This window comes from Amycolatopsis sp. NPDC004772 (assembly GCF_053601215.1).
Map to the genome: position 1 here is coordinate 109937 of NZ_JBSGBK010000009.1, position 12832 is coordinate 122768.

The following is a 12832-nucleotide window of genomic DNA, read 5'->3' on the forward strand; positions in this document are numbered from 1 at the left end:
TTGGTTGCGTCCAACGCACCGAACGCCACATTGGGTGCGCTGGACGCACCGAACGCCACATTGGGGCGCTCTGGACTGACGCCGGGTCAGAGGTCCGGCAGGCCCAGCTCGAGGTTCGGCGCCTGCAGCCCGCCGTCGACCTCGAGGATCTTGCCGGTGATGTACCCGCCCGCCCGGGACGCCAGGAACACCACCGTCGCCGCGATGTCCTCCGCCTCGCCGATCTTCCCCAGCGGGGTCGCACCCTCCATCTTGGCGCGGAGCTCCGGGTTGCCCACCACGATCTCCAGGGCTGACGTCGCCACCGAGCCCACCGAGATGGCGTTCACCCGGACGCGAGGGGCGAGGTCCGCCGCCGCCAGGCGCGTGTAGTGGGCCAGGGCCGCCTTCGCCGTTCCGTACGCCGCGAAGCCCCGGCCCGCGAGGCGGCCCATGGCCGAGGAAATGTTGACGACCGAGCCGCCCGTGTCCAGCAGCGAGGGGGCCGCCGCCACCGTCAGCGCGTGGGCCGTCGCCACGTTGAAGCGGAACGCTTCCTCCATGAAGTCCACCGTCGACTCCAGCAGGGGCCGCGGGTACGTGCCGCCCACGTTGTTGACGACCAGGTCGAGCCGGCCGAACTCGGAGACCGCCGTCTCGGCCAGCGCGGCCGCCGCCTCCGGTGCGGACAGGTCCCCCGGCACCGGCACGGCACGCCGGCCGGCCGCGGAAACCCGGGCGGCGACCTCGTCGAGCTGGGCGGCGGTGCGGGACGCGATCACCACGTCGGCGCCCGCCTCGGCGAGGGCCACGGCGGTGGCCGCGCCGATCCCGCGCCCGGCGCCGGTGACCACCGCCACCTGGTCGGTGAGCTTGAACCGATCGAGGATCATGCGGCGAAATGTAACACGTTCTAGTGACCGCGGACACAGCGAGCCGATCAGGTCACGTTAGACTTGACCGGAGTTTCCGGGCCGTATACTTAGCGGAACGAACTACCGGAAGCCCATCAGGAACTACGTCGTTCCGCGCAGCCAGATCGTTACCGTCCGACGCCGTCCGGGGCGCTCTGAGATGCTGCTGGCATGTTTCCCAGGTGTTAAAGTCGCGCTAACGAAGCGGGCCATCGTCGTCCCGTGCGCTTCCCGGCCGGTAGCCCGGCCCCGCACGAACAAGACGACGAAGGAGGTCCCGTTGATCTTCTCCGCCATGCCCGGCAAGCAGGGTCTGTACGACCCGGAGACCGAGCAGGACTCCTGCGGTGTGGCCATGGTGGCCGACATCCGCGGGCGCCGTTCCCACGGCATCGTCACCGACGGCCTGGCCGCGCTGACCAACCTCGACCACCGCGGCGCCGCGGGCGCCGAGCCCACCTCCGGCGACGGCGCCGGCATCCTGCTGCAGCTGCCCGACGCGCTGCTGCGCGCCGAGGCCGGCTTCGAGCTGCCCGCGTCCGACGAAGACGGCCACCACACCTACGCCGCCGGCATCGCCTTCCTGCCCCAAGACGCCGAGCAGCGCCGCAAGGCCGTGGGGCTGGCCGAACGCATCGCCGTCGAAGAGGGCCTGGAGGTCCTCGGCTGGCGCGAGGTGCCGGTCGACGCCGACCGCGCCGACATCGGCCCGACCGCCCGCTCGGTGATGCCGCACTTCGCCATGCTTTTCGTCACCGCCGACGGAAAATCCGGCGTGGAGCTGGACAGGCAGGCCTTCTGCCTGCGCAAGCGCGTCGAGAACGAGGGCGCGAACGCCGGCTGCGGCACGTACTTCCCGTCGCTGTCCTCGCGGACGATCGTCTACAAGGGCATGGTGACGCCGGAGCAGCTGCCCGCGTTCTTCGCCGACCTGCGCGACGAACGCCTGGAAAGCGCCATCGCGTTGGTGCACTCCCGCTTCTCCACCAACACCTTCCCGTCGTGGCCGCTGGCCCACCCGTTCCGGTTCGTCGCCCACAACGGCGAGATCAACACCATCCGCGGCAACCGCAACCGCATGCGGGCCCGCGAGGCGCTGCTGGAATCCGACGTCCTCCCCGGCGACCTGTCCCGGCTGTTCCCGATCTGCTCGCCGGACGCGTCGGACTCGGCGTCCTTCGACGAGGTCCTCGAGCTGCTGCACCTGGGCGGCCGGTCGCTGCCGCACGCGGTGCTGATGATGATCCCGGAGGCGTGGGAGAACCACGCCACCATGAAGCCCGAGCGCCGCGCGTTCTACCAGTTCCACGCCAGTCTCATGGAGCCGTGGGACGGCCCCGCGTGCGTCACCTTCACCGACGGCAGCCTGGTCGGCGCGGTCCTGGACCGCAACGGCCTGCGCCCGGCGCGCTGGTGGCGCACGGCCGACGACCGCGTGGTCCTGGCCAGCGAGGCCGGTGTCCTGGACGTCGCCCCGAAGGACGTCGTCGCCAAGGGGCGCCTCAAGCCCGGCAAGATGTTCCTGGTCGACACGGTGGCCGGCCGGATCGTGGACGACGAAGAGGTCAAGTCCGCGCTGGCGAGCGAGCTGCCCTACGACTCGTGGCTGCACGCGGGCCTGCTCCAGATCGCCGAGCTGCCCGACCGCGATCACGTCGTGCAGAGCCACGACTCCGTGCTGCGCCGCCAGCTTTCCTTCGGCTACACCGAAGAAGAGCTCAAGATCCTGCTCGCGCCGATGGCCGAGAAGGGGGCCGAGCCGATCGGCTCGATGGGGTCGGACACCCCGCCCGCGGTGCTGTCGCAGCGGTCCCGGCTGCTCTACGACTACTTCAAGCAGAACTTCGCCCAGGTGACCAACCCGCCGCTGGACGCGATCCGCGAGGAACTCGTCACCTGCATGGCGCGGATCATGGGCCCCGAGCGCAACCTGCTCGCCCCCGGCCCGGCGTCGTGCCGCCACCTGAAGCTGCCGTACCCGGTCATCGACAACGACGAGCTCGCCAAGCTCATCCACATCAACGACGACGGCGACCTCCCCGGCTTCGCCTGCAGCGTCCTTTCCGGACTGTACGAAGTGGACGGTGGCGCGGAAGCGCTCGCCGGCGCGATCGAGCGCGTCCGGCGGGAGGCGTCCGAGGCGATCGCGGCCGGTGCGCGCACGCTCGTGCTGTCCGACCGCGACTCCGACCACCGGATGGCGCCGATCCCGTCGCTGCTGCTGGTCTCCGCGGTGCACCACCACCTGGTCCGCACCAAGGAACGCCTGCGCGTCGCGCTGGTCGTCGAATCCGGTGACGCGCGCGAGGTGCACCACATCGCGCTGCTGCTCGGCTACGGCGCCGCCGCGGTCAACCCGTACCTGGCCTTCGAGACCATCGAAGACATGATCTCCCAGGGCGCGGTCACCGGCATCGAGCCCGCCAAGGCCGTCCGCAACTACGTGTACGCGCTGGTCAAGGGCGTCCTGAAGATCATGTCCAAGATGGGCATCTCCACGGTCGGCGCGTACACCGCCGCCCAGGTCTTCGAATCCCTCGGCCTGAGCCAGGACCTGCTCGACGAGTACTTCACCGGGACGTCGTCGAAGCTCGGCGGCGTCGGCCTGGAGGTGCTCGCCGAAGAGGTCGCGACGCGCCACCGCCGCGCGTACCCGGAGAACCCGACCGATCGGGTCCACCGTGGACTCGAGACGGGTGGCGAGTACGCCTACCGCCGCGAGGGCGAGCTGCACCTGTTCACGCCGGAGACGGTGTTCCTGCTGCAGCACGCGTCCAAGACCGGCCGCGACGAGGTGTACCGCAAGTACACCGACGAGGTGCACCGCCTCTACCGCGAGGGCGGCACGCTGCGCGGGCTGTTCTCGTTCAAGGACGGCGTCCGCGAGCCGGTGCCGCTCGACGAGGTCGAGCCCGCCGAAGCGATCTTCAAGCGCTTCAACACCGGCGCGATGTCCTATGGCTCGATTTCGGCCGAGGCGCACGAAACCCTGGCCATCGCGATGAACCGCATCGGCGGCCGGTCCAACACCGGCGAGGGTGGCGAGGACCCGGAGCGGCTGTACGACCCCGAGCGCCGCAGCGCGATCAAGCAGGTCGCGTCGGGCCGGTTCGGCGTCACCAGCGAGTACCTGGTGAACGCGGACGACATCCAGATCAAGATGGCGCAGGGCGCGAAGCCCGGCGAGGGCGGCCAGCTGCCGCCGAACAAGGTCTACCCGTGGATCGCGCGGACCCGGCACTCGACGCCGGGTGTCGGCCTCATCTCGCCGCCGCCGCACCACGACATCTACTCCATCGAGGACCTGGCCCAGCTGATCCACGACCTCAAGAACGCCAACGAGCACGCCCGCATCCACGTGAAGCTGGTGTCCTCGCTCGGTGTCGGCACGGTCGCGGCCGGGGTGTCCAAGGCGCACGCCGACGTCGTGCTCATCTCGGGCCACGACGGCGGCACCGGCGCGTCCCCGATGAACTCGCTCAAGCACGCGGGCACGCCGTGGGAGATCGGCCTCGCCGAGACCCAGCAGACGCTGCTGCTCAACGGCCTGCGCGACCGGATCACCGTGCAGGTGGACGGCGCCATGAAGACCGGGCGGGACGTCGTCATCGCGGCGCTGCTCGGCGCCGAGGAGTACGGCTTCGCGACGGCCCCGCTCGTCGTCGCGGGCTGCATCATGATGCGCGTCTGCCACCTCGACACGTGCCCGGTCGGCGTCGCCACGCAGAGCCCCGAGCTGCGCAAGCGGTACACGGGCCAGGTCGAGCACGTGGTCAACTTCTTCAAGTTCGTCGCCGAAGAAGTCCGGGAAACGCTGGCCGCGCTGGGCTTCCGCACGCTGGACGAGGCCATCGGCCACGCCGAGCTGCTGGACACCGACGAGGCCGTCGACCACTGGAAGGCGGCCGGGCTCGACCTGAAGCCGATCTTCGAGATGCCGTCGGAGACCCCGTACGGCGGCGCGAAGCGGCGCACCCGCGGCCAGGACCACGGCCTCGAGCACGCCCTGGACCGCACGCTCATCCAGCTCGCCGAGGCGGCCCTGGAAGACGCCCACCACGTCAACATCGAGCTGCCGGTGCGCAACGTCAACCGGACCGTCGGCACGCTGCTGGGCTCGGAGATCACCCGCCGCTACGGCGGCGACGGCCTGCCCGAGAACACCATCAACGTCAAGCTCACCGGTTCGGCGGGCCAGTCGCTCGGCGCGTTCCTGCCGCGCGGCATCACCCTCGACATGGTCGGCGACGCGAACGACTACGTCGGCAAGGGTCTCTCCGGCGGCCGGGTCGTCGTCCGCCCCGACCCGGAGGCGACGTTCGCCGCCGAGGCGCAGACGATCGCGGGCAACACGATCGCCTACGGCGCCACCGGCGGCGAGATCTTCCTGCGCGGCCAGGTCGGCGAGCGGTTCTGCGTCCGCAACTCGGGCGCCACGGTCGTCGCCGAAGGGGTCGGCGACCACGCCTTCGAGTACATGACCGGCGGCCGCGCGGTGGTGCTCGGCCCGACCGGGCGCAACCTGGCGGCCGGCATGTCCGGCGGCATCGCCTTCGTCCTCGACGTCGACGCGAAGAAGGTCAACCAGGACATGGTGGACCTGCTGCGCCCGACCGCGGACGACCTGGCGTGGCTGAAGAAAACCGTGCAACAGCACTACGATCTCACCCGCTCCGCGGTGGCGGCCTCGCTGCTCGGCGACTGGCCGCGCCGGTCCGTGGCGTTCACGAAGGTGATGCCGCGCGACTACCAGCGGGTCCTGGACGCGGCGAAGGCGGCGCGCGCTGCCGGCCGCGACGTCGACGAGGCGATCATGGAGGCCGCTCGTGGCTGACCCGACCGGTTTCCTGAAGTTCGAACGCGAAGAGCCCGCGAAGAAGTCCTATGAGGAAAGGCTTTCCTCGTGGGGCGAGGTCTACGCGGACGTCGACCCGAACGAGCGCAACGAGCAGGTGCGCAAGCAGGCGTCGCGGTGCATGGACTGCGGCATCCCGTTCTGCCACTCCGGGGGGTCCGGCTGCCCGCTGGGCAACCTGATCCCGGAGTGGAACGACCTGGTCCGCCGCGGCGACTGGGCCGCGGCGAGCGACCGGCTGCACGCGACCAACAACTTCCCCGAGTTCACCGGGAAGCTGTGCCCGGCGCCGTGCGAAGCGGGCTGCGTGCTGTCGATCTCGCCGGCCTCGGGCGGGCCGGTGTCGATCAAGCGCGTCGAGCAGACGATCGCCGACCAGTCCTGGGAAGCGGGCTACGTCCAGCCGCAGGTGTCCGAGGTGTCCAGCGGCCGCCGGGTGGCGATCGTCGGCTCCGGGCCGGCCGGGCTCGCCGCCGCCCAGCAGCTGACCCGCGCCGGGCACGAGGTGACGGTGTTCGAGCGCGACGACCGCCTCGGCGGGCTGCTGCGCTACGGCATCCCCGAGTTCAAGATGGAGAAGAAGGTCCTCGACCGGCGCCTGGCGCAGCTGCGCAAGGAGGGCACCCGGTTCGTGACGGGCTGCGAGGTGGGCGTCGACCTGTCGGTGGACGACCTGCGCGCGCAGTACGACGCGGTGGTCCTGGCGGTCGGCGCCCTGCGCGGCCGCGACGACACGACGACCCCGGGCCGCGAGCTGGCGGGCATCCACCTGGCGATGGAGCACCTGGTCCCGGCCAACAAGTACGTCGAGGGCGACGGCCCGCCGGCGATCGACGCCCGCGGCAAGCACGTGGTGATCATCGGCGGCGGCGACACGGGAGCGGACTCCTACGGAACGGCAACCCGCCAGGGCGCCCTGTCGGTGACCCAGCTCGACCAGTACCCGATGCCCCCCTCGGTGCGCGACGACGAGCGGTCGCCGTGGCCGACGTGGCCGTACATCCTGCGCACGTACGCGGCGCACGAGGAAGCGGGCGAGCGGAAGTTCGCGGTGGCGGTGCGCCGGTTCGTCGGGTCTTCCGAGGGGCGCGTCACGGCGGTGGAGCTGCAGCAGGTCCGCGTCCAGAAGGATCCCGCTTCCGGCCGTCGTGAGGTCATCCCGGTGAACGACGAGGTCGAGACGCTGCCGGCGGACCTGGTGTTGCTGGCGATCGGCTTCGAGGGCGTCGAGGAGATGCCGCTGCTCAACGGGCTGGGCCTTTCGTTGACTCGCAGGGGAACCCTGTCGTGCGGCGCGGACTGGCAGACGGAGACGCCGGGCGTGTTCGTCTGCGGTGACGCGCACCGGGGAGCCTCGCTGGTGGTGTGGGCGATCGCGGAAGGCCGTTCGGTGGCCAACGCGGTGGACACGTACCTGACCGGGGCGTCGGACCTCCCGGCCCCGGTGCACCCGACGGCGCTTCCGCTCGCGGTCGTCTGATCCGTTCGTCTCGGAGGCCCTCTCGCCACTGGTGAGGGGGCCTTCGCCGCATTCGGAAAGCGTTACGCCGAACGGTGGCTGTGCACTCTGTACACAGACAACTACTTTCGAGTAGCTGTGTCGCCTTTGCGACGATTCACTTCTGCGGAAGGTGGGGCGTCTTGAAGCACACGAAAACCGCGGTCATCACCGCCGTCCTCGCTCTCGCGTTCGCCCTGGTCGGGACCCCGGCCCAGGCGGCACCGAAACCCTTCTGGACGCCCGATGCCATGCGGGCGGCCGTCCCCATGGAGTCGCTCGTCAAAGCCCCGGAAGTCACGCCGAAAGACGTGGCCAAAGGGCGGAGCACGATCATCCAGAGCATCCCGAACGGCGGGGGAACCTGGAGCGGCGGCGGCCAGGTCACGCAGACCGCCGGGCGGGTGTTCTTCCTGTTCAACGGCCAGAAAGCGTCGTGCTCCGGGGACGCCGTCACCAGCACCAACGGCAGCGTCGTCGTCACCGCCGGGCACTGCGTGAAGTACCAGGGCAGCTGGCACACCCAGTGGGTCTTCGTGCCCGGCTACAACAACGGCAACGCCCCCTACGGCCAGTGGACGGCGAAGACCACGCTCACCACGCCGCAGTGGGAAGCCAGTGAGGACATGAACTACGACGTCGGCATGGCCGTGGTCAACCCGCTCAACTCGCAGCGGCTCACCGACGTCGTCGGCGCGCAGGGCATCGCCTTCAACCAGCCGAAGAACCAGACCATGTACACCTTCGGCTACCCGGCTGCCGCGCCCTACGACGGGACGAAGCTGATCTACTGCAGCGGCAGCACCTTCACCGACTTCCTGCTGACCAAGGACCACGGCATGAACTGCAACATGACCGGTGGCTCCAGCGGCGGTCCGTGGTTCCTGTCGTTCAACGAGGGCACCGGCACCGGCGTGCAGGCTTCGGTGAACAGCTTCGGCTACACCTTCCTGCCCGGCTACATGTTCGGGCCGTACTTCGGCACCGACGCGCAGAACCTGTACAACCGCGCGCAAGCCGCGTGACCGCACGTCAGCCCAGGGGCGGAGCACGAGTTCCGGTCCCTGGGCTGACGTCCGCGCGCTGCGGGCAGGCCAGGCTCGGGGCATGCGGAAAATCCTGATCGCCCTGGTGTTCCTGCTCGCCGCGCCCCCGGCTGAGGCGGAGGCGGCACCACGACTCCAGTGGACGACCCCCTGCCCGGACTACGGCATGTCGCCGTCCCCGACGGCCGGCCTCGAATGCGCCACCCTGCGCGTGCCGCTCGACTACGCGCACCCGGACCGGACCATCGAGCTCACGCTCTCCCGGCACGCCGCCGCCCCCGGCAAGAAGCGCGGCGTGCTGCTGATGAACCCCGGCGGGCCGGGCAGTCCCGGGCTCGCCATGCCCGCCCAGCTGCTGCAGCGGATGGGCGGCTCCGGCCTGCCGGACGTCTACGACGTCATCGGGTTCGACCCCCGCGGCACCACCTACAGCACGCCGGTGACCTGCGGCATGACGACGCCGGAGGAGCGGGGCGCGGTCCTCGGCCCCTATGCGGACAGGCCGCGGGACGTCTTCGCCACCGCGGCGAAAGCGCGGGCCGTGGCCGCGAAGTGCGGCAGTGCGTCCACAAAGGACCTCCTGGCGCACATGACGACCGCGAACACCGCCCGCGACCTCGACCGGATCCGGGAAGCACTGGGGGAGAAGAAGATCTCCTACTACGGTGTTTCCTACGGCAGTTACCTCGGCGCCGCCTACGCGTCGATGTTCCCGGCCCGCACCGACCGGATCGTGCTCGACAGCGTCCTCGGCCCGCGCGGCCTCGACGTCCGCGCCAACCAGCGCTTCGCGGAAGGCTTCGACGACCGCTTCCCGGACTTCGCCGCGTGGGCGGCCGAGCGCGACGACGTCTACCACCTGGGGCGGACGCCGGCCGCGGTCACGGCCAAGTTCTTCGAGCTCGCCGCCGTCCGCGGCCCGGAATTCCGCTCGAACACCTGGAACGGGCTGTACGACGACGCCTCCTTCCCCACCATGGCGCGGGACTGGGCGGGCGTCGCGCGAGCGGCGGCCGGGCCGCTGGACGGCGACAACCATGCCGCACTCCAGCTCCAGGTGCTCTGCAACGACTTCGACTGGCCCGAGCAGGTCGGCTACTACCAGCACGCGGTCGAACGCGAACGGGCGCGGCACCCGATGTTCGGTCCCGCCGCGGCGAACGTGAACCCGTGCGCGTTCTGGCCCGTCGAGCGCGCCGAGCCGCCGGTGCGCGTCGGCGGCCCCGGCCCGGCGAACGTCCTGCTGGTGCAGAACCGGCGCGATCCGGCCACCCCGCTGTCGGGTGCGCGGGAGACGCGGGCGGCGTTCGGGGCCCGCGCGCGGATGATCACCGTCGACGCCGGCGGGCACGGCGTCTTCACGCGGGAAAACGCTTGCGGAAACGAAGCGGTGCTGGGCTATCTGCGTGACGGGGTCTTCCCGGCGGCGGACGGTTCCTGCCAGTCTGGGCGGTGAGGGGGATTTTTCCCCTCGGGGGAAATGAGGGGAAAAATCATGAAAAGAGTGCTGTTCTTCGTCGTGCCCGTGCTGGCCGCCGCCCTGCTGGCCGCCCCCGCGGCGTCGGCCCGGACCACGTTCTGCATTCCGGAAAGCCTCCGGCTGCTCGGCACGGACGGCAACGACCTCTGCCTCGGGGTGCCGACACCGTCGATCACACCGCCGTTCACCGCGTTCGCCGAACAAAACGGCAGTCAGAACACCTGGTGCCTGTACACCGGCCCGAAATACAGCGGATTGATGCTGCGGGTTCCGGCGTTCTCGAGCGCCACCGTGTTCGCGACGTTCGCCTCGGGGCGGCCCTGCTGAAGACCGGTGGTCAGGTCAAGGCGGTGAGCAGCGCCCAGTAGCCGCCCCCGCCGACGACGACCCCCATCAGCAGGCCGGCCAGCACCTCGGGAGTGGTGTGGTCGCGCAGCGCGACGCGTGACCACGCCACCCAGGCCGCGGGCAGGGCGAGCAGCAGGGCCCACGGCCCGTATGTCAGGGCCAGCACGACGACGGCGGCCGAGGCGACCGCGGCGTGCAGGGAGATCTTGAACTTCGCGCCGAACGTGATCGCCACCGCGACCAGCAGGCTCGCCAGCATCGACGCCGCCAGGGCGACCAGCTGCGCGGGTGCGCCCCCGGCCAGCAGCACGGCGAAGCCGAGGCCGAGCGACACCCCGGCGGCCAGCAGCGGCACCCGGCGGCCCGCCCGGTTCGTCACGTGGTGGCCGTCCCACCGGCCGCGCCGGGCCCCGCGGACGATCACCGCCATCGGGATCAGCGAGCCGGTGACCGAGATCAGCAGGCCCCAGCCGAGGGCCGGCAGCGGCCGGTGGCCGGTCGCGGCCCAGGCGACGGCGAGGGGCAGCGTGAGCACCCACACCCAGGGTGCCAAGACCTCGGTGGCAAACCTGGCGAAGCGGAGCACGGCGCAAACCTTATATTGGTCTGCGTGAACTGGACTGTGGACGTCCCCGTCGACACACTGCCCGAGCTGCCGCCGCTGCCGCCCGAACTGCGTCAGCGGCTCGACAAGGCACTGGCGCTCCCGGCCGCGCAACAGCCGGAGTGGCCGGACCCCGAGGCGACCCGCCGGGTCCGCGCCGTGCTGGAGAGCGTGCCGCCGATCACCGTCCCGCCCGAGATCGACCGCCTCAAGGGGCAGCTGGCCATGGTCGCCCGCGGCGAGGCCTTCCTCCTGCAGGGAGGTGACTGCGCGGAGACGTTCGAGTCCAACACCGAGCCGCACATCCGGGCCAACCTGCGCACGCTGCTGCAGATGGCGGTCGTGCTCACCTACGGCGCGAGCCTGCCGGTGGTCAAGGTCGGCCGCATCGCCGGGCAGTACGCGAAGCCGCGCTCGGCCGCGACGGACGCGCTGGGCCTGCCGGTGTATCGCGGCGACATCATCAACTCCCTGGTCGCCAAGCCCGAGCTGCGCGTGCCGGACCCGGGCCGGATGATCCGCGCCTACGCGAACGCGGGCGCCGCGATGAACCTGGTCCGCGCCCTCACCGCGGCCGGCATGGCCGACCTGCACCAGGTGCACGACTGGAACAAGGACTTCGTGTCGGCCTCGCCGGCGGCGCAGCGCTTCGAGTCGCTCGCCAACGAGATCGACCGCGGCCTGCGGTTCATGTCGGCGTGCGGCGTCACCGACACGTCGCTGCAGTCGACCGAGATCTTCGCCAGCCACGAGGCGCTGCTGCTCGACTACGAGCGCTCGATGCTGCGCCTGGACAACGCCGACGTGGCGAACCCGAAGCTGTACAACCTCTCGTCGCACTTCCTCTGGGTCGGCGAGCGGACCCGCCAGCTGGACGGCGCGCACATCGCGTTCGCCGAGCTCCTGGCCAACCCGATCGGGTTGAAGATCGGCCCGACGACCACGCCGGCGCAGGCCCTGGAGTACGTCGAGCGGCTCGACCCGCGCTTCGAGCCGGGCCGGCTGACGCTGATCGCGCGGATGGGCAACGGCAAGGTCCGCGAGGTGCTGCCGGCCATCGTGGAGCAGGTCGAGGCGTCCGGGCACAAGGTCATCTGGCAGTGCGACCCGATGCACGGCAACACCCACGAGTCGTCGACCGGCTACAAGACCCGCCACTTCGACCGCATCGTGGACGAGGTCCAGGGCTTCTTCGAGGTGCACAACAAGCTGGGCACCTACCCGGGCGGCATCCACGTGGAGCTGACCGGCGAAGACGTCACCGAGTGCCTCGGCGGCGCCCAGGAGATCTCGGACGTCGACCTGTCGGGCCGCTACGAAACGGCCTGCGACCCGCGGCTGAACACGCAGCAGTCGCTGGAGCTGGCGTTCCTGGTCGCGGAGATGCTCCGCGGCTAGACCGGGGCCAGGCCCGCGGCCCGGGCCAGGGTGAGCGCCCGCGCGCGGCCCCTGGCCCCCAGCTTCACGCTGATCACCGACACGCGGTTGCGCACAGTCCTGGGCGCGATCCCGAGGCGGCGCGCGATCACCGCGTCGGCGACACCGCCCGCGGCCGGCGCCAGGATCTCGCGGTCCCGTGGGCTGAGCTCTGGCAGCGGCGAGGCCGTCGCCGAACACGACCGCGCCGGCCGCGACGTTGCGGATCGCGCGCGCGACGTCGGCCGGCCCGGGGTGGGCGGGCAGGTAGCCGCGCACCCCGGCCCGCAGGGCGCCGGTGAGCGCGACGTCGTCGTCCGGCTCGGTGAACACCAGGACCGGCACCACCAGGACGTCCGGCCGGTGCTCGCGCACGGCCTCGATCGCTTCCGCGCCGGTCGCCGCGGTGGCCACCACCGTGACTCCGGTGGTGGCCATCGGGCAAGCTCCGGCCAGGACGACGGCGATCACCCGCCGACCGGGACCGGCGGGCCCTGCCAGACGTTCTCGCGCGTCATCCGGCCGTCCTTGCCGGTCAGGCAGGTGACCCGGCATTCGTCGACGAGGAAGTCGCCGCCGTACCGGCGTGAGACGGGTTCGATCCGCTCTTCCAGCATCGCCCCGAACAGGAATTCGTAGCAGCCGCGGATCGCTTCACGGTCCCGCAGCTTCTCCATACTGGCGCGCCCTGG

Annotated in this window: 10 protein-coding genes; 6 read left to right on the plus strand and 4 right to left on the minus strand. The window is 71.0% G+C overall.

The features are described from left to right. Positions 1-86: 86 nt before the first annotated feature. The gene (locus ACWEF6_RS08515; protein WP_449682290.1) at positions 87-872 is read right to left on the minus strand and encodes an SDR family oxidoreductase; all 786 of its coding nucleotides are present in this window, start codon (positions 870-872) and stop codon (positions 87-89) included. Between the two features lie 301 nt (positions 873-1173). Between ACWEF6_RS08515 and gltB the strand changes: the two genes are divergently transcribed. The 5 genes from gltB to ACWEF6_RS08540 all read left to right on the plus strand — a co-directional run bounded on the left by gltB (position 1174) and on the right by ACWEF6_RS08540 (position 10099). Further along, complete coding sequence (gltB, locus tag ACWEF6_RS08520; RefSeq protein ID WP_449682291.1) at positions 1174-5727, plus strand: glutamate synthase large subunit; 4554 nt, start codon at positions 1174-1176, stop codon at positions 5725-5727. Continuing rightward, positions 5720-7228: a glutamate synthase subunit beta gene (locus ACWEF6_RS08525; RefSeq protein ID WP_449682292.1), complete on the plus strand. Its 1509-nt coding sequence runs from the start codon at positions 5720-5722 to the stop codon at positions 7226-7228. Before gltB ends, ACWEF6_RS08525 begins: the two co-directional genes overlap by 8 nt. A 161-nt stretch (positions 7229-7389) precedes the next feature. Then, positions 7390-8271, plus strand: a complete 882-nt coding sequence (locus tag ACWEF6_RS08530) for a trypsin-like serine peptidase (protein WP_449682293.1) — start codon at positions 7390-7392, stop codon at positions 8269-8271. 82 nt (positions 8272-8353) lie between these two features. After that, positions 8354-9748 (plus strand): alpha/beta hydrolase, encoded by a 1395-nt coding sequence (locus ACWEF6_RS08535; protein WP_449682294.1) that lies wholly within the window; start codon positions 8354-8356, stop codon positions 9746-9748. 39 nt (positions 9749-9787) lie between these two features. Then, complete coding sequence (locus ACWEF6_RS08540; RefSeq protein WP_449682295.1) at positions 9788-10099, plus strand: hypothetical protein; 312 nt, start codon at positions 9788-9790, stop codon at positions 10097-10099. A 10-nt stretch (positions 10100-10109) separates the two neighbouring features. Here ACWEF6_RS08540 and ACWEF6_RS08545 read toward each other — a convergent pair whose 3' ends face one another. Next, positions 10110-10706 carry a hypothetical protein gene (locus ACWEF6_RS08545; RefSeq protein ID WP_449682296.1) on the minus strand — a complete coding sequence of 199 codons (597 nt, stop codon included), beginning with the start codon at positions 10704-10706 and terminating at the stop codon, positions 10110-10112. Positions 10707-10730: 24 nt separating this feature from the next. On the opposite strand from ACWEF6_RS08545, the gene ACWEF6_RS08550 reads away from it, so the two are divergent. After that, entirely contained in the window at positions 10731-12122 is a 1392-nt protein-coding gene (locus ACWEF6_RS08550; RefSeq protein WP_449682297.1) for a class II 3-deoxy-7-phosphoheptulonate synthase, read from the plus strand. Here ACWEF6_RS08550 and ACWEF6_RS08555 read toward each other — a convergent pair. Both ACWEF6_RS08555 and ACWEF6_RS08560 read right to left on the minus strand, forming a co-directional pair. Beyond that, the gene (locus ACWEF6_RS08555; RefSeq protein WP_449682347.1) at positions 12119-12319 is read right to left on the minus strand and encodes a LuxR C-terminal-related transcriptional regulator; all 201 of its coding nucleotides are present in this window, start codon (positions 12317-12319) and stop codon (positions 12119-12121) included. The two genes, ACWEF6_RS08550 and ACWEF6_RS08555, sit on opposite strands and share 4 nt — an antisense overlap. 288 nt (positions 12320-12607) lie before the next feature. After that, the gene (locus ACWEF6_RS08560) at positions 12608-12817 is read right to left on the minus strand and encodes a hypothetical protein (RefSeq protein ID WP_449682298.1); all 210 of its coding nucleotides are present in this window, start codon (positions 12815-12817) and stop codon (positions 12608-12610) included. Positions 12818-12832: the final 15 nt, after the last annotated feature.

What these genes read in the sequence shown, in the direction of transcription:
- ACWEF6_RS08515 (WP_449682290.1), bottom strand. Translation starts at nt 872, where the DNA reads ATGATCCTCGATCGGTTCAAGCTCACCGACCAGGTGGCGGTGGTCACC.
- ACWEF6_RS08535 (WP_449682294.1), top strand. Translation starts at nt 8,354, where the DNA reads ATGCGGAAAATCCTGATCGCCCTGGTGTTCCTGCTCGCCGCGCCCCCG.
- ACWEF6_RS08540 (WP_449682295.1), top strand. Translation starts at nt 9,788, where the DNA reads ATGAAAAGAGTGCTGTTCTTCGTCGTGCCCGTGCTGGCCGCCGCCCTG.
- ACWEF6_RS08560 (WP_449682298.1), bottom strand. Translation starts at nt 12,817, where the DNA reads ATGGAGAAGCTGCGGGACCGTGAAGCGATCCGCGGCTGCTACGAATTC.